Annotated in this window: 15 protein-coding genes; 11 read left to right on the top strand and 4 right to left on the bottom strand. The window is 70.5% G+C overall.

Features of this window, described 5'->3' with window-relative positions; all coding sequences use genetic code 11:
* Nucleotides 1-120: 120 nt before the first annotated feature.
* The 3 genes from OP79_RS24625 to OP79_RS24615 all read left to right on the top strand — a co-directional run bounded on the left by OP79_RS24625 (nucleotide 121) and on the right by OP79_RS24615 (nucleotide 2,233).
* Complete coding sequence (locus tag OP79_RS24625; protein ID WP_211270858.1) at nucleotides 121-729, top strand: class I SAM-dependent methyltransferase; 609 nt, start codon at nucleotides 121-123, stop codon at nucleotides 727-729.
* 165 nt (nucleotides 730-894) lie between these two features.
* A complete protein-coding gene (locus OP79_RS24620; protein ID WP_033323004.1) occupies nucleotides 895-1,188 on the top strand; it encodes a hypothetical protein in 294 nt (97 codons plus the stop codon).
* Between the two features lie 184 nt (nucleotides 1,189-1,372).
* Complete coding sequence (locus OP79_RS24615; RefSeq protein ID WP_033322905.1) at nucleotides 1,373-2,233, top strand: hypothetical protein; 861 nt, start codon at nucleotides 1,373-1,375, stop codon at nucleotides 2,231-2,233.
* Nucleotides 2,234-2,354: 121 nt separating this feature from the next.
* Here OP79_RS24615 and OP79_RS24610 read toward each other — a convergent pair whose 3' ends face one another.
* Nucleotides 2,355-2,537: a hypothetical protein gene (locus OP79_RS24610; RefSeq protein ID WP_033322903.1), complete on the bottom strand. Its 183-nt coding sequence runs from the start codon at nucleotides 2,535-2,537 to the stop codon at nucleotides 2,355-2,357.
* 106 nt (nucleotides 2,538-2,643) lie between these two features.
* Entirely contained in the window at nucleotides 2,644-3,684 is a 1,041-nt protein-coding gene (locus OP79_RS24605) for an acyl-CoA desaturase (RefSeq protein ID WP_033322901.1), read from the bottom strand.
* A 246-nt stretch (nucleotides 3,685-3,930) separates the two neighbouring features.
* Here OP79_RS24605 and OP79_RS24600 point away from each other — a divergent pair, with 246 nt between their 5' ends.
* The 3 genes from OP79_RS24600 to OP79_RS24590 all read left to right on the top strand — a co-directional run bounded on the left by OP79_RS24600 (nucleotide 3,931) and on the right by OP79_RS24590 (nucleotide 9,535).
* Complete coding sequence (locus OP79_RS24600; protein ID WP_033322899.1) at nucleotides 3,931-6,795, top strand: DEAD/DEAH box helicase; 2,865 nt, start codon at nucleotides 3,931-3,933, stop codon at nucleotides 6,793-6,795.
* Complete coding sequence (locus tag OP79_RS24595) at nucleotides 6,792-8,069, top strand: SWIM zinc finger family protein (RefSeq protein ID WP_033322897.1); 1,278 nt, start codon at nucleotides 6,792-6,794, stop codon at nucleotides 8,067-8,069. The genes OP79_RS24600 and OP79_RS24595 overlap by 4 nt, the downstream gene beginning before the upstream one ends.
* Nucleotides 8,070-8,188: 119 nt before the next feature.
* Nucleotides 8,189-9,535, top strand: coding sequence for an esterase-like activity of phytase family protein (locus tag OP79_RS24590; protein ID WP_033322895.1), 1,347 nt, complete (start codon nucleotides 8,189-8,191; stop codon nucleotides 9,533-9,535).
* A gap of 67 nt (nucleotides 9,536-9,602) precedes the next feature.
* Here the strand turns inward: OP79_RS24590 and OP79_RS56440 are convergent, their stop codons facing one another.
* Together OP79_RS56440 and xylA are read right to left on the bottom strand one after the other, a co-directional pair.
* Complete coding sequence (locus OP79_RS56440; protein WP_211270857.1) at nucleotides 9,603-10,478, bottom strand: hypothetical protein; 876 nt, start codon at nucleotides 10,476-10,478, stop codon at nucleotides 9,603-9,605.
* 128 nt (nucleotides 10,479-10,606) lie between these two features.
* A complete protein-coding gene (gene xylA / locus OP79_RS24580; RefSeq protein WP_033322893.1) occupies nucleotides 10,607-11,773 on the bottom strand; it encodes a xylose isomerase in 1,167 nt (388 codons plus the stop codon).
* 166 nt (nucleotides 11,774-11,939) lie between these two features.
* Between xylA and xylB the strand changes: the two genes are divergently transcribed.
* From xylB to exaC, 5 genes are all read left to right on the top strand, one after another.
* Complete coding sequence (gene xylB, locus OP79_RS24575; protein WP_033322891.1) at nucleotides 11,940-13,385, top strand: xylulokinase; 1,446 nt, start codon at nucleotides 11,940-11,942, stop codon at nucleotides 13,383-13,385.
* Nucleotides 13,386-13,467: 82 nt separating this feature from the next.
* Entirely contained in the window at nucleotides 13,468-14,682 is a 1,215-nt protein-coding gene (locus OP79_RS24570; RefSeq protein ID WP_033322889.1) for an ROK family transcriptional regulator, read from the top strand.
* A gap of 418 nt (nucleotides 14,683-15,100) precedes the next feature.
* The gene (locus tag OP79_RS24565; RefSeq protein WP_245685441.1) at nucleotides 15,101-15,712 is read left to right on the top strand and encodes an N-acetylmuramoyl-L-alanine amidase; all 612 of its coding nucleotides are present in this window, start codon (nucleotides 15,101-15,103) and stop codon (nucleotides 15,710-15,712) included.
* Nucleotides 15,713-15,867: 155 nt separating this feature from the next.
* A complete protein-coding gene (locus tag OP79_RS24560; RefSeq protein WP_245685440.1) occupies nucleotides 15,868-17,136 on the top strand; it encodes a GAF domain-containing protein in 1,269 nt (422 codons plus the stop codon).
* A gap of 152 nt (nucleotides 17,137-17,288) precedes the next feature.
* On the top strand, nucleotides 17,289-18,812 hold the full coding sequence (gene exaC, locus OP79_RS24555; protein ID WP_033322886.1) for an acetaldehyde dehydrogenase ExaC: 1,524 nt from the start codon (nucleotides 17,289-17,291) through the stop codon (nucleotides 18,810-18,812).
* The last annotated feature ends 512 nt before the right edge of the window (nucleotides 18,813-19,324 follow it).

The following is a 19,324-nucleotide window of genomic DNA, read 5'->3' as shown; positions in this document are numbered from 1 at the left end:
GGTGTACTTGAACGATCGCGTCATGCTCGAACGTGTGCACCGCCTCGCGGTTCACGTCAGTGCCGATCATGCGGCTCGGCGCTGGTACGAAAACATCCGGCTGGGCGCCGGTGCGAGATCATGCGGAGCATGAGCGACGACCACGCACACGTGCAGGAGTTCTTCTCGGCCCGCGCGGCCGAGTGGGACGCCCGGTTTCCCGACGACGGTCCGGCGTACACCGCGGCGGTCGCCGAACTGGGCCTACGGAAGGGCGATCACGTACTGGACGCGGGCTGCGGCACAGGACGGGCCCTGCCGCCGCTGAGGGAGGCCGTGGGACCCTCCGGAGTGGTTCTGGGCGCGGACCTGACTCCCGCCATGCTGGAGGCCGCGGTACGGGCGGGACGGGACCGTGCGGGAAGGCTGCTGCTGGCCGATGTGGCCGCGCTTCCCCTGCGCACGGCCTCGCTCGAGGCGGTCTTCGCGGCGGGCCTCGTCGCACATCTGCCGAACCCTGCCGAGAATCTGCGGGAGTTGGCACGTGTCGTACGGCCCGGCGGGAAGCTGGCGCTCTTCCATCCCATCGGCCGGGCGGCCCTCGCAGCCCGCCAGGGACGGCAGATCACACCGGACGACCTGCGTGCGGAGGCCAACCTCGGCCCGCTTCTGTCCGGCTCCGGCTGGCGTATGACGTCGTACGTCGACGAGGACGCCCGGTTCCTCGCACTCGCTGTACGAGACTCCTGAGGACACTACGGCGAGGCTGCGCCGGTAACCCCGGGTTGCGGCGCCGTGCCGGTTCACCGCACCGTCCCTCTTCTGGTGCCGGGACTTCGTCTCTACGTTGATTACCAGCAGGTGAGCGATCAGCGGTGGCACTCACACAGGGGGAAGGTGGCCCGCATGTCCGGCATGCTAGCCAGACTCCGCAAGTTCCTTTCGCGCCCGGAAGCGGCCGGGTCTCAGGAGGACCGGCGTCCTCAGAAGCGCACTCACAACCTGTTCGAGGCGGCAGCGGCCTACGTGTCGGCGTGCGCCGACGACGACCAGGACCGGATCGACGAGGCCGCGGCCTGGGTGTCGCCGGAGGCGTTGTCGTTCGGCGTGAACGAGCTGGCGTGCCGGGCGGTCATCGCCCTCGCGCGGGAGCGCGACGAGACGCCCACAGCGGTGGCGCGGACGCTCCTCGGTCTGCCTGCCGTCTGACACCGACGCTGGTACCGGACAGAACCCAAGGGACGCGGCGGACGGCCGACCCGGGCCGTGACGGACGGCCGTTTCACCTCTGGCCGGCCGGATACCTGCGGCCTCGCGCGCACCCAGGACCCGTGACAACCGCGGAGCGATCGCACTAAGGTGCGCCGACGGACGGAGCAATGGGGAGGCTGGGATGGCCGGGACGGACGAGACCACCGTCGCCGCCGTGGACGACGACGCGCTGTATGTGCTGACGGCGGTGCTCTTGACGCCCGCGCAGTTCCCCAGCGTGCTGGGGGACGACTACCCGGAGGCCTGCGCGGCGCTCGGACTGGCACCCCTCGCCGACGGATACGGCCTGGTGCTCGGGCAGGACGGGGACGGAGCGCGGTGGACGGTCGTCGTCGACGACGTGTCGCTGGTCGCCGTCGCCATCGCGTCGTGGGACTGCGGCATGGAGTACGACCTCTCGCCCGACGAGCGCTCGATGGTCGCGGCGCTGCCCGGGTGGCCGCTGGCCGTGGCCGTCGCGGCACCCAATGTGCCCGCCCCGCACGACCCCGCGCCCGAAGTCGTCGAACAGGAGCCGCTGTCCCCGCCGGACACCTCGGTCTGGGGACCCGCCCAACGGCGGCTCGGGGCCGACGAGATAGCGCTCCAGTGGGCGGCCTGGCGGGAGCAGATCGACGACGCGGAATTCGTACGTCCGGGCGGCGAGGCTCCCGACGAAGCGGCAGCACAGAGGGACGACGACACGAAGGAGGGCGGCGACGGCGGGAGCAAGCCGCGCAGCGGTGTCCGGCGCGTCCTCGCGGAGGTCCGCGCCTACGTGGACACGCCACCGCCCCTCGGCCGCGTGCGCTCGTCCTTCGCGCCGGGTGACGCTCGGACTCTGCGGGCCGACGGCCCGGGGTGGTCGATGGTGGCCAGGACCGACGACATCGCCTTCGTCCTGCTCGATGAGAAGCCGGGAGAGATCCTGCCCGTGGGTCGCGGACCGGAGCTGCCCGGACTGCTGGCCGCACTGGACAAGATGGCCGTACGCCCGAGCTGATCCGTACGCGCTCATCGCCGGGATGGAGCGCCGCTCGCGAACCGTGCCGTCGGCAGGCCCGCGAGCGGCGGTGTGGTCAACTCCCGTGCACTGGAAGGAAACTGACCCGGTCGGTGAAGTCTCAGCGGCCGAGCTCCTTGCGCGTGACGCGGCGCAGCCTGCGCCGCTGTGAGGGGTCCAGCGTCAGATACGCTGCTGCCGGAACCCCCACGATGATCAGAAAGGCGGCCCACCAGGGCAGCCAGATCAACAGGATGAGCCCGGCCGCCACGCCTCCCGCGGCGATCTTCGCGTTCTTCGACATCTTGTGTCGCCTCCTTCGCGGCCACTGCCGCTCTCTGTCGTGAGAACGGGTCCGTGCCCTTCGCGGTTCCAGGACGCGACCCTGATACAACCCTGAGTCGCGACCCCTACTTGCTCCGGAGTGGCTCCCCGACCTCGTACATGTGGCGCAGGGCCTCACGGTAGGAGTCGACGAGACCCGTCTCCGCGTAAGGGATACCCAACTCTCGGCAGTGGGCGCGCACCAGGGGCTGGGCCAGCCTCAGGTGGGGGCGCGGCATGTTCGGGAACAGGTGGTGCTCGATCTGGTAGTTGAGGCCGCCGAGGAACCAGTCGGTCAGAGCGCCGCCGCGAATGTTGCGGGAGGTGAGCACCTGGCGGCGCAGATGGCCCCAGCGCTCGCCTTCGGGGTCGGGCATTTCCATGCCCTTGTGGTTCGGCGCGAAGGCCATGCCCAGGTGGAGGCCGAAGAGCGCCTGATGGAGTGCGGCGAAGGCAAGGGCCTGGCCGACGGACATGGAGGTGAGCAGTGTTGCGTAGGCGGCGACATGGGCCACCAGCAGGAGGCCCTCCACCGTGCGCTCGCGCGGAGGCTGCCGACGCAGGTCCTGGAAGCCGTAGATCTTCAGGGCAATGCCTTCGAGGAGGGTGAGCGGAAAGAACAGCCAGGCCTGGTTGCGGGTGAGCCAGCGGCGGAAGCCTGCCCGGCTCCTTGCCTGTTCGCTGGTGAAGACCAGGACGTCGGCGGCGACGTCGGGATCCTTGTCGATGTGGTTGGGGTTGGCATGGTGGCGGTTGTGCTTGTCGTTCCACCACGAGTAGCTCATGCCCAGCAGCAGGTTGGCGTGCACGAGCCCGATCAGGCGGCTCGCGGACCGGTTGCCGGTGATCTGGGAGTGGCCCGCGTCGTGGCCTATGAAGGCCGTCCGCGCGGACAGGACGGCGAGCAGCGGGGCCAGGAGAAGCACCCACCAGGAGTGGCCGATCAGGACGACGCCGACGACGACAGCGGCCAGGGCCAGTGCGTTGACGGTGATGCCGAGGGCGTACCAGCCGTGCCTGCGGTCGAGGAGACCCTGACCCTTGACGGTGCGCAGGAGCGGCGTGAACTCGCTTCCGACGGCAGTTCGGGGAGGGTGTTCCGCGACGGCTGCGGCGGTCTGGGGCATGGTGGTCTCCGGTCTCTCCGGGAACGGGCTGACCTGAAGAAACGTACGGATCAGTGACCTTGGGCGACCATGGCGGCACCACCCGTATCCACGCTGGGGCATCCACCCGCCTTCAGGTGGATCTGATAACACCCTCAGAGGAAGTGGCCTACGTCATAGCCATGCCCTGCCTCTCGAATGCCCACGGTGCTGTACCCTCGGCCACTCCGTCCCCCAGTAGTCAAGTTTGAGGAATAAGCTATTCCTGTGCAGAGGAATCCCGCGGCAACTCCCTCCGAGATCTCCGAACTGGCCCGCTGCTGCACTGTCTTCGTGCCCGCCGAACCGGCCCGCACCGGCAGCGTCGCCTTCTGGCGTCCCGACGGCGACGATCCTCCTGCCGTCGGAACAGGCTCCGTCGAGGAGCTGACCGTCGTCCTGCCCGGCGAAGGCGGTGTCGAGCTGGTGAGCGTGCCGGCCGTGCTGTTGCCGGTACGAGCCGCGCTTCCGGTCCTCACGCGCGCGCGTGCCGCCGCGTACGCACACAGGGCGGCCGCCTTCTGGGGCGCGGCGACCCTGCTCGCGCTTCAACTGGCTGCGCGCGGACTGTTGTTGCCCGGTCTGAGCGCCGCAGACCATGACGCGTGGCGTGTCGGTCCACTGCGGGCGGAGGACGTGGAACGGATCCGCGAACTCGCCGCCGCGATGCCACCGCACGCGCACGCGGTGCCGGTCGAGGAGACCGAGCCGCTGCGTCTGCCCGACCCGGAGCGGCTGGTGCGCGCCTTCCTCGACGCGGTCGCCGACACGCTCCCCCGGTCCGCTGCGGCGCCGCTCGCCACGGGCGGCGCGGCCTTCGCGGCGCCCGCACCGCAGCACATCCCCGAGCAGCGGGCTTGGGCCGCCGACGTCGCCGCGGGGCACGACGCGGGCGTACGGGTCTCGCTGCGTATCGAGGTTCCGGGCCTGGACTCGGCCATGGCGGACGAGACACGGCTGCCCTTCCGTGCGGTGCTCCAGCTGCACAGTGTGAGCGATCCGGCTCTGATCGCGGACGCCGCCGAAGTGTGGGCCCAAGCGGGCTCGTCGGGTCCGGCCTTCGGTCCTCGCGCGCGTCTGGACGCCCTGCTCGCCCTGCGCCGGGCCGCACGGGCCTGGGCTCCACTCACGCCCCTGCTGTCGGCGGCCGTGCCCGACGCGCTCGACCTCGCCGACGAGGAGATCACCGAACTGCTCGGCGAAGGTGCGCGGACGCTCGCGGCCGCCGGGGTCGAGGTGCACTGGCCCAAGGAGCTGGCGCGCAAGCTGACGGCCCGCGCGGTCATCGGACCGCCGGATGACGAGCAGGGTCCGGGGCGGCTGTCGTCGGACGTGCCGTCGTTCCTGTCGGCCGATGCGCTGCTGGCCTTCAACTGGTCGTTCGCGCTGGGTGATCAGCAGCTGACGCGGCAGGAGCTGGACCGGCTCGCCGAGGCGAACCGGCCCATGGTGCGGCTGCGTGACCAGTGGGTGCTCGTCGATCCGCAAGAGGTGCACCGCGCTCGTGCGCAGCAGGATCACAAGGTCACGCCCATCGACGCGCTGAGCGCCGCTCTGACGGGCTCCACAGAGGTCGACGGCCGCCAGGTCGACGTACGGCCCACAGGGTGGCTGGCCACGCTGCGGGAGCGACTCGCGGACCCGGAGGGGCAGGAGCCGATCGGTCAGCCCGCCGCTCTCGCCGCGACTCTGCGGGACTACCAGCTGCGGGGCCTCAACTGGCTGGCCCGGATGACCTCGTTGGGACTCGGCGGCTGCCTGGCCGACGACATGGGCCTCGGCAAGACGATCACGCTGATCGCCCTGCATCTGCACCGGCAGAGCGACGAGTCGGCGGCGGGTCCCACACTCGTCGTCTGCCCGACGTCCCTGATGGGCAACTGGCAGCGCGAGATCGAGAAGTTCGCTCCGGGCACCCCTGTGCGCCGTTTTCACGGGCCGCGACGAAGCCTGGAGGACCTGGCCGACGGTGAGTTCGTCCTCACGACGTACGGCACGATGCGACTCGACGCCGAGCAGCTGGCCGCGGCGTCATGGGGCATGGTCGTCGCGGACGAGGCGCAGCACGTGAAGAACCCGTACTCGGACACGGCACGCCGGCTGCGGACGATCGGCGCACGCGCGCGCGTGGCACTCACCGGGACTCCGGTGGAGAACAATCTCTCCGAGCTGTGGGCGATTCTCGACTGGACGACTCCTGGACTGCTCGGCAGGCTCGGCACGTTCCGCAGCAGGTACGCACAGGCCGTCGAGGGCGGGCAGGACCCCGGCGCGGCGGATCGGCTCGCCCAGCTCGTACGGCCGTTCCTGCTGCGCCGCCGCAAGTCGGACCCGGGCATCGCTCCCGAGCTGCCGCCGAAGACCGAGACCGACCGTGCCGTGTCGCTCACCAAGGAGCAGGCGGGCCTGTACGAAGCGGTGGTCCGCGAGACGCTCGCTGAGATTTCGGGCGCCGACAGCATGGCGCGGCGCGGCCTGATCGTGAAGCTGCTCACCGGGCTGAAGCAGATCTGCAATCACCCGGCACAGTTCCTCAAGGAGGAGAGCCCGAAGATCGTGGGCCGCTCCGGAAAGCTGGAGCTGCTGGACGAGCTGCTCGACACCATCCTCTCCGAGGGGGCGAGTGTTCTGGTCTTCACGCAGTACGTGCGGATGGCGCGGCTGATCGAGCGCCACTTGGCGGCGCGTGGGGTGCCCACTCAGTTCCTGCACGGCGGCACGCCCGTCGCCGGGCGGGAAGCCATGGTGCAGCGTTTCCAGGAGGGCGAAGTGCCGGTCTTCTTGTTGTCGTTGAAGGCCGCGGGCACGGGTCTGAACCTGACGCGGGCCGAGCATGTCGTGCACTACGACCGCTGGTGGAACCCGGCCGTCGAGGCGCAGGCCACCGACCGCGCGTACCGCATCGGGCAGACCCAGCCGGTGCAGGTGCACCGGCTGATCGCCGAGGGGACGATCGAGGACCGTATCGCGGACATGCTGGCGCGCAAGCAGGAGCTGGCGGACTCGGTGCTCGGCTCCGGGGAGTCGGCTCTCACCGAACTGACCGACACCGAACTGGCCGACCTGGTGGAGCTGCGAGGAGGCACCCGATGAGCGATTCGTATCAAGACAGCCCGGAGCGCACCTTCGACGCGCTGCCGCCCGCGCGCGGGCGGGGCTTCGCACAGACGTGGTGGGGGCAGGCCTGGCTGAAGGCGCTGGAGGACGCGGCACTGGATTCGCAGCAGGTGAAGACGGGCCGCAGTCTCGCGCGCGCGGGTGCCGTGGGAGCCGTGTCGGTGCGTCCGGGGCGCATCACCGCGGTGGTCCAGGACCGCGACCGTACTCCGCATCGCGCCGATGTCCTGCTCCAGCAACTGTCCGAGGACCAGTGGGACCGTTTCCTGGGCATGGCTGTCGAGCGAGCCGGGCACATCGCGGCGCTGCTCGATCGTGAGATGCCGCCGCATCTGGTCGAGGACGCGGAGACCGCAGGCGTCGAACTCCTGCCGGGGCTGGGCGATCTGGAGCCCGAGTGCGACTGCGGTGCGTGGGACCACTGCGGTCACACGGCGGCGCTGTGCTACCAGCTGGCGCGGTTGCTGGACCAGGACCCGTTCGTGCTGCTGTTGATGCGCGGCCGGGCGGAGCGTGAACTGCTGGACGAGTTGCAGGAGCGGAGTGTCCCGCGGGCCGAAGCGGCCCCCGCGCGGGATGAGCCGTACGAGGGCGTGGACGCCGCTGAGGCGTACGCGGCGGCGGACATCCTGCCGCCGCTGCCCGCCGCTCCTGTGCTGCCCGGAGAGCCGGGACAGCCGCCGTTGCTGGACACGGAGACAGGACCCGCACCCGGCGTCGATCCGAACGCCCTGGCGTTCTTGGCGACGCAGACGGCTCGCGAGGCCCACCGGCTGCTCGCCGAGGCGCTCCGGCCCGATCACGAAGCGCATCCCGTGGAAGCGGAGTTTACGGCCGCGCAGGATGCGGTGCGGCTGGCCGTGGGTGCCGCGGAAACCCCGGAGTTCCCGGTGACCGCTCGGCTCTGCGAAGGGTCGGGCCGCGACCGTGAGGGGCTGGAGCTCGGCGTCCGCGCCTGGGAGTACGGAGGTGTGGCCGCGCTCGACGTACTCGAGTCCGAGTGGACGGTGGAGGCGGAAACGCTCGCACGCGCACGTGCCGCTCTCGAGTCGGCCTGGGAGGAGGACGAGCGGCCGCGACTGCGGGCGTCCCGCAGTCGCTGGACCGTCGTCGGTGGACAGGCGCAACTGCGACTGGGACTCGACGGCCGCTGGTGGCCGTATCGCAAGGAACGAGGACGATGGGCTCCCGTGGGCCCGGCCGCACAGGATCCGGCGACAGCCCTCGCTCTGGCGGAAGGCCACGAGTGAACCCAACACCGCCCAGCGGATGAGTGGTTGACGCTCGGCGTTCACCTGTCGGCCGTACGGCGTTCGGTGCGAGGGCGAAATCTGGCCGCTGTCCACGAACCTGTGCCTCAGGAGGCCCGATGTCCCCGCACGCCGTCGGTCGGCGCCACGTCCACCGTTCCGTCGCCGCGGGCGTGCCGCTGGCCCTGCTGGCCACCCTCGTGGTGGCAGGCACGGCTGCCGGCACCCCCTCAGGGGACGCGCGGGTCACGCACACCGCGACGCTCGGCGACATCCCGCTCGGCGCGTTCAGCAACGCGTCGCTGCCGGGCACGGTGGACAACGACCGCGGTGTGGACCTCGGTGGCATCGGCAGCGACATCTACCCGGCCGGCCGCAAGGGCGAGTTCTGGACGGTCACCGATCGCGGTCCCAACGGCCAGATCACGGTCGACGGCAAGAAGCGCCGTACGTTCCCCGTGCCCGGCTTCGATCCGGCCATCGTGAAGATCCGCGTGTCCGGGGACACCGTGAAGGTGCTGGACGCGATCCCGGTCACCGCCTCATCCGGGAAGCCCGTCACCGGTCTGCCCAACCAGAAGGGGCGCGACGAAGCGCCGTACTCGTACGACGCGAAGACACCGCTCTCGTACAACCCGAACGGTGTGGACACCGAGGGCATCGTGCGCGCCGAGGACGGGAGCTTCTGGCTCGTGGACGAGTACGGGCCCTCGCTGATCCATGTCTCCGCGCGCGGGAAGGTCCTCACCCGCTATGTGCCCGAGGGGCTGGACCTGACCGGGACGGACTACCCGGTCGTCGAGGCACTGCCCTCGATCCTGCTGCACAGGAAGGTCAACCGGGGCTTCGAAGGGCTCGCCCAACTCCCGGGCGGGGACCTGGTGATGGCCGTACAGAGCCCGCTGTCCGTGCCGGACGAGGACGCGGGTGAGGCATCGCTCACGACGCGCCTGCTGCGCTTCTCGCCGAAGAAGCGAGCCGTCACGGCCGAGTACGCGTACCGCTTCGATCCGGTGAACGTGGTCGACCCGAGCGAGGACGACACCTCCGAGCTGAAGATCTCCTCTGTGGTGGCCGTCGGCCGTGACCGGCTGCTCGTCGAGGAGCGCACCGACAAGGCCGTCAGGTTGCAGGTCGCGAAGCTGAGCCGCGGCGCGGACATCCTCGGTGACAAGTGGGACGACGACACCACGTCCCCGTCCCTGGAGCAGCTCGACGATCCCGCCGCCTCCGGTGTTCCGGTGCTGCGCAAGCGCCTCCTCGTCGACTTGGGCAAGGTCGAGGGGGTGCCCGGGAAGATCGAGGGCATCGCGCGCGTGGACCACGACACACTCGCCCTCATCAACGACAACGACTTCGGGATGACGGACGGCGAGGGCGCGTTCGACGCACAGGGACGCCTGGTGGACAGCGGGGTCGAGACGACGGTGACGTACGTACGGCTGCCGCGCGGAAGCGGAATCTGAACGCGCGGCTCGCGTTTTCATCCGGTACGCGCGCGTAGCCGACGTTCGTGCACTACGCGCGCGTGGCTCACGTCAGCGGCTTGGTGAGCTTGCGGTTCCCGCCGGGGTCCGCGGACAGGCTGCACGCGACGTTGTCGATGCCGAGCTTGAAGCCGGTGGAGTCCGGATACTGCACCAGGGTGCCGCGCACGGTCCCTGCCGGCTGCTTGACCGCCTTGGCCTGCAGGGGCTTCCGGCACAGGTCCGATGCCGCCTTCTTGAGGGCGGCATCCGTCGAGTAGGTGCCTTCCAGCTCGGTCACCTTCACGACTTCGGCGTCATGCGCCGTACGGCACGACCGCTTCTCGGCCTGGCCGGGCCTGCTGTTGTCGACGTTGAAGCAGTCACCGACCTTCAGCATGTAGTACGGCACTTCGTTGCCCGCGGGAGTGGGGAGCAGCGACTCCAGGTCGGTGGGCAGGCCGCTGGGCAGGTCACTCGGCAGATCGGGCACACCGGAGGGCAGGGAGGGCAGTTCGCTGGGCAGGTCCGAGGGGATGTTCAGCGACGGCGTGGGCGTACTCCCTGTGGTGTCGCTGCTCTCGGCAGGCGACTGCTTCCCCGATGAGCCGTCGTTGCTGGTGACCACCAGCACCACCGCGGCGACGGCCCCGATCGCCACGATCACGGCAAGCACGATGAACAGCGCGTTGCGGCGCCCTCCCGGACCGCCAGGTGGGCCAGGGGGCGGCGGTTGCTGCCAGTCCCCGCCGCCCTGCCACGGCGGGCCACCGCCTCCGGGCGGCGGCCCGTAGCCCCCAGGGGGCGGGCCGTAACCCCCGGAAGGCGTGCCGTAACCCTCGGGAGGCGGACCGAAGCCTTCGGGCAGCGGACCGAAGCCGCCGTTGCCCGGAGGCAGCGTGTCGTCCGGCGGCCGAGGTGGCTGGGGCGGTAAGGGCGGCATGGCCATACCGTCAAGAGTCGCCTCCAACCGGTCATCATGCGACCCCTGCGCGGAACTTGATACGGACTCATGGCATGGACCGCACGATTCCGCAGAATTCCGCGCAGGGCGTCATCAGCGGAGGCGGATCAGCCCCTGGCGCCCAGCAGATGGTCCATGGCCAGCTGGTCCAGGCGCTCGAACGCCATCCCGCGCGCGGCAGCGGTCTCCACGTCGAACTCCTCGAAGGCCGCGCGGTCGGCGAGCAGTGCCTGAAGGCCGTCCGCGGCGGTGGGCTGTGCCAGTTCGTCCAGACGCGAGGCGCGCAGGGCCTCCTGGACCTCCGGATCGGCGCGGAAGGCGGCCGAACGCTCCTTCAGGATGAGGTAGTTGCGCATACAGCCGGCGGCCGAAGCCCACACGCCGTCGAGGTCCTCGGTGCGCGGGGGCTTGAAGTCGAAGTGCTTCGGCCCCGCGTAACCGGCGCTCTCCAGGAGGTCCACCAGCCAGAACGCCGCCCTCAGGTCACCGGCTCCGAAGCGCAGGTCCTGGTCGTACTTGATGCCGGACTGACCGTTGAGGTCGATGTGGAAGAGCTTGCCCGCCCACAGGGCCTGGGCGATGCCGTGCGGGAAGTTCAGCCCGGCCATCTGCTCGTGGCCCACTTCGGGATTGACGCCGTACAGCTCCGGCCGCTCCAGGCGCTCGATGAACGCCAGGGCGTGGCCGACCGTCGGCAGGAGGATGTCGCCGCGGGGCTCGTTCGGCTTGGGCTCGATCGCGAAGCGCAGATCGTACCCCTGGGAGGTCACGTACTCGCCGAGAAGGTCGAAGGCCTCCTTCATGCGGTCGAGTGCGAGGCGTACGTCCTTGGCACCGCCGGACTCGGCGCCTTCCCGGCCGCCCCAGGCGACGTAGATCCGGGCACCCAGCTCGACCGCGAGGTCGATGTTGCGGATCGTCTTGCGCAGCGCGTAGCGGCGCACGTCCCGATCGTTGGCGGTGAACGCGCCGTCCTTGAAGACGGGGTGCGTGAACAGGTTCGTGGTGGCCATCGGCACGGTCATGCCGGTCGTGTCGAGCGCCTGCCGGAAGCGCTTGATGTGCGACTCGCGCTCGGTGTCCGAGGACCCGAAGGGGATCAGGTCGTCGTCGTGGAAGGTCACTCCGTAGGCACCCAGTTCCGACAGTCGCTGCACCGACTCGACGGGGTCAAGGGCACGCCGGGTGGCATCGCCGAACGGGTCCCTTCCCTGCCAGCCGACGGTCCACAGGCCGAAGGTGAACCTGTCCTCGGGGGTGGGCTGGTAGTTCATGCCGCGGCTCCTTGTTCGCTCCGACTATTTCGTCATGGCGCTTAACAAATTAGTATGCGGAGGCATCTCTGGGAAGAGACGAGGTGTGAAAGCCGGACCCGTGTCGGTCCGGGCGCCCGGAAGCAGGCCGTATCCCGCGGAGCCGCGGAAAGAGGGAGAGAGCCCGATGTCAGCAGCCGAGGGTCCGCTCGTCGTCGGCGTGGACACGTCCACCCAGTCCACCAAAGCACTGGTCGTGGACGCGGCCACCGGAGAGGTGGTGGCGAGCGGGCAGGCGCCGCACACCGTCTCCTCCGGGGCGGGACGCGAGAGCGATCCACGGCAGTGGTGGGACGCGCTGCGCGAAGCGCTGCACCAGTGCGGCGACGCGGCGCACGAGGCCGCGGCGGTGTCCGTGGGCGGCCAGCAGCACGGGCTCGTCACGCTGGACGCCCAGGGAGACCCCGTGCGCCCTGCCCTGCTGTGGAACGACGTGCGCTCGGCCCCGCAGGCCCGGCGCCTGGTGGAGGAACTGGGCGGCCCGAAGGCCTGGGCCGAGCGCACGGGCAGCGTGCCGGGCCCGTCCTTCACGGTCACGAAGTGGGCGTGGCTCGCCGAGCACGAGCCCGAGGCGGTCCGTGCGACCGCGGCAGTGCGGCTGCCCCACGACTACCTCACCGAGCGCCTCACGGGTCTGGGCACGACCGACCGGGGCGATGCCTCCGGTACGGGCTGGTGGGCGTCCGGGACCGAAGCGTACGACGAGGAGGTCCTCCGCCACGTGGGCCTCGACCCGGCCCTGCTGCCCCGGGTCGTCCGGCCCGGCGAGGTGGTCGGAACGGTGCGCGACAGCGGCGACCTGCCCTTCTCCAAGGGCACGCTGGTCGCCCCGGGCACCGGGGACAACGCCGCCGCCGCGCTCGGACTCGGGCTGCGCCCGGGCACCGCGGTGCTCAGCCTCGGCACGTCCGGCACGGTGTACGCGGTCTCGACGCGCCGGCCCACCGACCCGACCGGCACCGTGGCGGGCTTCGCCGACGCGCGCGGCGACTGGCTGCCGCTGGCCTGCACCCTCAACTGCACGCTTGCCGTGGACCGCGTCGCCACCCTGCTGGGCATCGACCGCGAGGCCGTCGAGCCGGGTACGAGCGTGACCCTGCTCCCCTACCTGGACGGCGAGCGCACACCGGACCTGCCGCACGCCTCGGGGTTGCTGCACGGACTGCGCCACGACACGACGCCCGGGCAACTGCTGCAGGCCGCGTACGACGGCGCGGTCCACTCGCTGCTCGGCGCCCTCGACCTGGTGCTCGACGCGGACGCGGACCGCTCGGCTCCGCTGCTGCTCATCGGCGGCGGCTCGCGCGGAACGGCCTGGCAGCAGACCGTACGGCGCCTGTCGGGACGCCCCGTTCAGGTGCCCGAGGCCAAGGAACTGGTCGCGCTCGGCGCCGCCGCGCAGGCCGCAGGTGTGCTGACCGGCGAGGACGCGGCGGCGGTGGCCCGGCGCTGGGACACCGCGCGCGGACCGGTGCTGGAGGCGGTGGAGCGGGACGAGGCGGCACTGGCGCGAATCGCCGGGGTACTCTCCGACGCGGCCCCGCTACTGGAGCGCCGGCCGGATCAGCGCTGACGAGACCCACCTCCGCGGGCGTCGGCCCGCACTGACCAGGCCGGCCCTGACAGGGGTCGGCCGGACGAGGACTGACGGAGGCATGACCGCACCGCTGCACGAGGCCCACCCGAGCAGTCCCGGCCGCCGCCTGCCCGACACCCAGCAGGGCATGCGCCGCCGCAACCTCTCGCGCGTGATGCACACCGTCAGCGCCGAGGGGCCGCTGTCCCGTGCCGCCGTCGCCTCCCGCATCGGGCTGACCCGGGCGGCCGTCTCCACGCTCGTGGACGAACTGATCCGCTCGGGGCTTCTCGAAGAGCTCGGCCCCGAGCGTCCCGGCCGGGTGGGGCGGCCCGGCTCGGCGCTGGCCGTCAGCGGGCACGGTCCCGCCGGGATCGGCGCGGAAGTGGGCGTCGACCATCTCGCCGTGTGCGCGGTGGATCTGCGCGGCGAGGTGCGGGCACGGGCGGTGCGGCACACCGCCAACCGTGGCCGGTCGCCCGAACCGGTGCTGAGAGACCTGACCGCGCTGGTGCGCCAGGTCATCACCGACGCGGACCGGGAAGGCCTGTGGCCCGCGGGTCTCGCCGTCGCCGTGCCCGGGCTGGTGGCCCGCGACGCCCGGACCGTGGTACGCGCCCCCAACCTCGACTGGCATGACACGGACCTCGGTGCGCTGCTGCCCGGCGAGCTCCCGCTGACGGTCGACAACGAGGCGAACTTCGGCGGGCTCGCCGAACTCTGGCTCAACGAGGCGGCACCGCGCGACTTTCTGCATGTCTCGGCGGAGATCGGTATTGGCGGAGCGGTGGTCGTGGACGGTCGGCTGCTGCGCGGCAGGCACGGGTTCGCAGGCGAGTTGGGGCATGTGCCGGTACGTCCTGATGGGCCGGCCTGTGCGTGCGGCGGGCGGGGCTGTCTCGAGCAGTACGCGGGCGAGGAGGCCGTACTGCGCGTGGCCGGCCTGGAACCGGGCGAGGACCGCGTCGGGCTGCTGGCCGAGCGAGCCGCACAGGATGACCAGGACGTACGGCGGGCTCTGCACGACGCCGGAACCGCGCTGGGCATCGCGCTGACCGGAGCGGTCAATCTGCTGGACCCTGAAGCCGTGGTGCTGGGCGGGGCCCTGTCCGAGCTCGCGCCGTGGCTGCTGCCGTCGCTGGAACGGGAGCTGGCGCGGCGCACGGCCGGTCCCGTGTGCGCGGTGGCCGTCTCCCGGCTCGGGTCCGAGGGTCCGCTGCTGGGCGCCGCGCACTCGGTGGTGCGGGCCGTGCTCGATGATCCGGCGGCGGTGGGGGGCGGGGGCAGGGCATAAGCCTGGGCTCGCTCGGCCGCGTGGCGGTCTCTTCCGGGCCCCGTCCGGTGGCCGTACCTCCTACCCCAATCCCCCTTGCGGATGACCGAGTTATCCACAATTCCCGAGTTGTCCACGGATCTGGCCGGCCCACTTACTCCTCAACCGGCAAGCGCCGTACCGTGATTCACGCGAGGCGCCCGCTGTCAGGGCGACGGAGACTTGTCCATGGACCGTGTTGTCCAGGACTGGGGATCGGGGGATTCACATGTCAGGAGTAGTACTGCTGCGGTGCCGGAACGGGTCGGAGGCGGGCGGGTTTCCGTGCGTGGCCAAGCTCCGCAAGGAGCGGCTGTCAGAACGCGAGATACCTCGCGGGCTGCACGCTCGGCTGCGCGAAACGACTCACCACCACTGACCACCGAAAGGCAGTCCCCCTTTGAATCGTCCCGGCTTCCTGCCCAAGTCACTTCCCAGCAGGCGGCGCATCCTGCAGACAGCCGCCCTCGCCACACTCTCCACCGCGTTACTGCCCAGCACACGAGCCGGCGCCCGGACCCCGGCGTTCGACTACCCGCTCGCCGAATGGGTTCCGGCGAGCCCCTCCAACTACACAGTCTCCGACCGTCCGAGGAACCATCCCATCGACTTCGTGATCATTCATGTGGCGCAGGCGACCTACGCGAACACTCTGCGCATCTTCCAGAACCGGAAGAAGAACGTGTCCGCGCACTACGTCGTGCGGTCGGCCGACGGCAATGTCGCGCAGATAGTGCGGGAGCGCGACACCGCTTGGCACGCGGGCAACTGGGACTACAACACACGCAGCATCGGTATCGAGCACGAAGGGTGGGTGGACAAACCCGCGTACTTCACCGACCGCATGTACGAGGGGTCGGCGAGGTTGACCGCGGCGATCTGCACCAAGTACGGCATCCCCAAGGACCGCTCGCACATCCTCGCGCACTATGAGGTGCCGGGCTCGGACCATACCGATCCGGGACCGCACTGGGACTGGACACGGTATATAAGGCTGGTCAACTCCGCCTGACGGACGGACCGTTGAGGCGCGGAAGGCAGCGGGGCCCCGGGCGAGCTCATACCGAGCCCGTACCGAGCCCGTACCGAGCATGGTCGTGACGCTTGTCCGCGCTCGTCACCGGAGCGACGATGTCCCCAGCCGCATCGTCTTCCGGGGAGGCCCAGTTGTCCGATCCATGGGTGGCCCTGGAGCCTGGGTCCGATCCCCTCGAGAGGGTGCGGGTGCTGCGCCGCGCCCACGAGACGTTCACGGAAGCGGGCACGGTGACGCGGCCGGTGCGTTCCGTGGTGGCCGACTCGTGGCGTCGCTCGGCGCGGGCAGGGGTGGGCCCTGACGGCACCGCGCGCGTGGAACTCATGGACGGTGACCTGGGCTCCTACCGTGCGGAGCACCCACTGGCCCGGGTGATGCCGCTGTTCCGTGAGCTCATGGGCACGTTCGCGTCGGACGGCGAGCACCTCCTCGCGGTGTGCGACGCACAGGGCAGACTGCTGTGGGTCGAGGGTCACGCGGGGACCCGGCAGAAGGCCGACGGGATGAACTTCGTACCGGGTGCGCACTGGGCGGAGTCGGCGGTCGGTACGAACGCTCCGGGTACGGCGATCGCTCTCGACCGGCCGGTGCAGGTCTTCGCGGCCGAGCACTTCATCCGGCGTGTGCAGCCATGGACGTGCGCAGCGGCTCCCGTGCACGATCCGCGCACGGGACGGCTGTTGGGCGCGGTCGACATCACGGGCGGGAACGGGCTCGCGCATCCGCACAGTCTGGGTTTCGTGCAGGCCGTGGCACGAGCGGCGGAGTCCCAACTGGCACTGCTGGCGCCGGCCCCGACCACCACCGACGCGCTCGGGCTGACCGCGCTGGGCCGTGATGAGGCGCTGCTCATGGCCGGCGGCCGCAAGCTGCGCCTGAGCCGCAGGCACAGCGAGATCGTGGTGCTCCTGTCCCGGCACCCGGAGGGGCTGACCGGCGACGAGCTGCTGTGCGCGCTGTACGAGGACGAGTCGGTGACGCCGGTGACATTGCGTGCGGAACTGGCCAGGTTGCGGCGGCTCCTCGGCGCGGGGCTGCTCGGCTCGCGGCCGTACCGGCTGACGGTTCCGGTGGAGTGCGATGTCGGGGTCGTGGAGCGCGGGCTCAGCGCTGGGGCGGTCACGGCTGCGGCGAGGGCGTACGTGGGTCCGCTGCTGCCCGGTTCGCAGGCGCCGGAGGTGGTGCGGCTGCGCCGGAGGCTCGCCGACGGACTGCGCGCGGCGCTTGTTGCCCGCCGCGACCCGGACCTGCTGACGGACTGGGCGCACGCACCGTGGGGCGAGGACGATCTCGACGTATGGCGGACGCTCGCCGCGATACGCCCGACGGCGCCCGTACGGGCTCGGCTGAAGGAGCTGGAGGCCGAGCAGTCGGCGCCGCTCGAGTGGGCGGGACGCTGACAGCCCTCATCCGCCGCCACAGCCTCGCTTTCGCCGGCACCGTGCCCGCTCCCCCGCCGTACTCGCGCAACGTACCTGCAACCTCTCCCCTCCTACGCTCGCGCCGAGAGCCGCCCAACGGCGGGCGGTCCTTCCCCGGGAGGCAGAACAGCATGACCCGTTACGCAGCGCCCGGCACCGACGGCGCGATCGTCTCCTACCAGGCGCGGTACGACCACTTCATCGGCGGCGAGTACGTGCCGCCGGCCCGCGGGCAGTACTTCGAGAACCCGAGCCCGGTGAACGGGCAGCCGTTCACGGAGATCGCGCGGGGCACGGCGGAGGACGTGGAGCGCGCGCTGGACGCGGCGCACGCGGCCGCACCCGCCTGGGGCAGCACGTCGGTGACCGCGCGCGCCGACATCCTTCTCAAGGTCGCCGACCGGATGGAGGCGAACCTGGAAAAGCTGGCGGTCGCGGAGACCTGGGAGAACGGCAAGCCGGTCCGCGAGACGCTGGCCGCCGACATCCCTCTCGCCATCGACCACTTCCGCTACTTCGCTGGGGCGATCCGTGCCCAGGAAGGGTCGCTCGGCGAGCTCGACGACGACACGGTGGCGTACCACTTCCATGAGCCGCTGGGTGTCGTGGCGCAGATCATCCCGTGGAACTTCCCGATCCTGATGGCGGTGTGGAAGCTGGCCCCGGCGCTCGCCGCGGGCAACGCGGTCGTCATCAAACCCGCCGAGCAGACTCCGGCGTCCATCCACTACTGGATGAGCCTGGTCGCGGACCTGCTGCCGCCGGGCGTCGTGAACATCGTCAACGGGTTCGGGGTCGAAGCGGGCAAGCCGCTCGCGTCCAGCCCGCGCGTGGCGAAGGTCGCCTTCACCGGGGAGACCACGACGGGGCGGCTGATCATGCAGTACGCCTCCGAGAACATCAAGCCGGTCACGCTGGAACTCGGCGGCAAGTCCCCGAACATCTTCTTCGACGACGTCTGGGCGCGGGACGACGACTTCCGTGACAAGGCGCTCGAAGGCTTCACGATGTTCGCGCTCAACCAGGGCGAGGTGTGCACCTGTCCGTCCCGGGCGCTCGTGCAGCAGGGGCATTACAGCGAGTTCCTCGACGCGGCGGTCGCCCGCACCGAGCAGATCAAGCCCGGTCACCCGCTCGACACCGAGACGATGATCGGCGCCCAGGCCTCCAACGACCAACTGGAGAAGATCCTCTCCTACCTGGACATCGGCCAGCAGGAGGGCGCCAAGGTGCTGACGGGCGGTCATCGCATCGAGTACGACGGTGAGTTGGCGGGCGGCTACTACGTCCAGCCGACGATCTTCCAGGGCGACAACCGGATGCGGATCTTCCAGGAGGAGATCTTCGGCCCGGTCGTCTCGGTCACGTCGTTCGCCGACTTCGACGACGCCATCAAGATCGCCAACGACACACTGTACGGGCTCGGGGCCGGCGTATGGACGCGGGACATGAACACGGCGTACCGCGCGGGCCGTTCGATCCAGGCGGGCCGGGTATGGACGAACTGCTACCACGCGTACCCGGCACACGCGGCGTTCGGCGGCTACAAGCAGTCCGGCATCGGCCGCGAGAACCACAAGATGATGCTGGAGCACTACCAGCAGACGAAGAACCTTCTGGTGTCGTACTCGCCGAAGAAGCTGGGGTTCTTCTAGGCACAGAAAAAGGGCGCCTGACCAGCGCGTACGCCCGCCAGGCGCCCTTCTGAGCGCACTTCTATGCCGCGAGTCGAAACACGACCTTGGCTCCCGATATCCCCCACCCGTATCCCAGCTCTGACCAGCAGCTCCAGGGCCTTTCCGGGCCAGGACCCCGCCAAGACACCCTCCGGGTCACCTGTCGGGGCCTCCCACCGCTGCATGGCCTCCTCGATCAGCCGGTTGGCATGGTTCCGCGCTTCGGCCAGGAACTTGGCGTAGCAGCGGGAGAGGACCTGGATGCTCTGCCCTGCTCGGCGTGCACACTCTGCGGAGCCGACGCCGGAAGCCGGCCAGAACGAGATGCCGGCATGGCGCAAGTCGTAGGGACGTTTGGCCAGTTCAAGGGCGTGCTCGTCAAGGGTGAGAACAGCCTCACGCGCTCGCCCCATGTGATTCCATACGCCGAGGCGTCGATGCAGTTGCCCGCTGCGCTGCGGAACAGACATCCGTCGGATGCAACACCGAAG

It is taken from the genome of Streptomyces yerevanensis (assembly GCF_000716805.1).
Taxonomy (GTDB): Bacteria; Actinomycetota; Actinomycetes; order Streptomycetales; family Streptomycetaceae; genus Streptomyces; species Streptomyces flaveus.
The sequence above is the reverse complement of the archived record's forward strand: the minus strand, read 5'-3'. Positions and strand labels throughout refer to the sequence as shown.

Bases quoted from the DNA above. Each gene is read 5' to 3' on its own strand.
- OP79_RS24625 (WP_211270858.1), top strand. From the start codon at position 121: ATGCGGAGCATGAGCGACGACCACGCACACGTGCAGGAGTTCTTCTCG.
- exaC (WP_033322886.1), top strand. From the start codon at position 17,289: ATGACCCGTTACGCAGCGCCCGGCACCGACGGCGCGATCGTCTCCTAC.
- xylA (WP_033322893.1), bottom strand. From the start codon at position 11,773: ATGAACTACCAGCCCACCCCCGAGGACAGGTTCACCTTCGGCCTGTGG.
- xylB (WP_033322891.1), top strand. From the start codon at position 11,940: ATGTCAGCAGCCGAGGGTCCGCTCGTCGTCGGCGTGGACACGTCCACC.
- OP79_RS24570 (WP_033322889.1), top strand. From the start codon at position 13,468: ATGACCGCACCGCTGCACGAGGCCCACCCGAGCAGTCCCGGCCGCCGC.
- OP79_RS24595 (WP_033322897.1), top strand. From the start codon at position 6,792: ATGAGCGATTCGTATCAAGACAGCCCGGAGCGCACCTTCGACGCGCTG.
- OP79_RS24610 (WP_033322903.1), bottom strand. From the start codon at position 2,537: ATGTCGAAGAACGCGAAGATCGCCGCGGGAGGCGTGGCGGCCGGGCTC.
- OP79_RS24615 (WP_033322905.1), top strand. From the start codon at position 1,373: ATGGCCGGGACGGACGAGACCACCGTCGCCGCCGTGGACGACGACGCG.
- OP79_RS56440 (WP_211270857.1), bottom strand. From the start codon at position 10,478: ATGCCGCCCTTACCGCCCCAGCCACCTCGGCCGCCGGACGACACGCTG.
- OP79_RS24605 (WP_033322901.1), bottom strand. From the start codon at position 3,684: ATGCCCCAGACCGCCGCAGCCGTCGCGGAACACCCTCCCCGAACTGCC.
- OP79_RS24620 (WP_033323004.1), top strand. From the start codon at position 895: ATGCTAGCCAGACTCCGCAAGTTCCTTTCGCGCCCGGAAGCGGCCGGG.
- OP79_RS24590 (WP_033322895.1), top strand. From the start codon at position 8,189: ATGTCCCCGCACGCCGTCGGTCGGCGCCACGTCCACCGTTCCGTCGCC.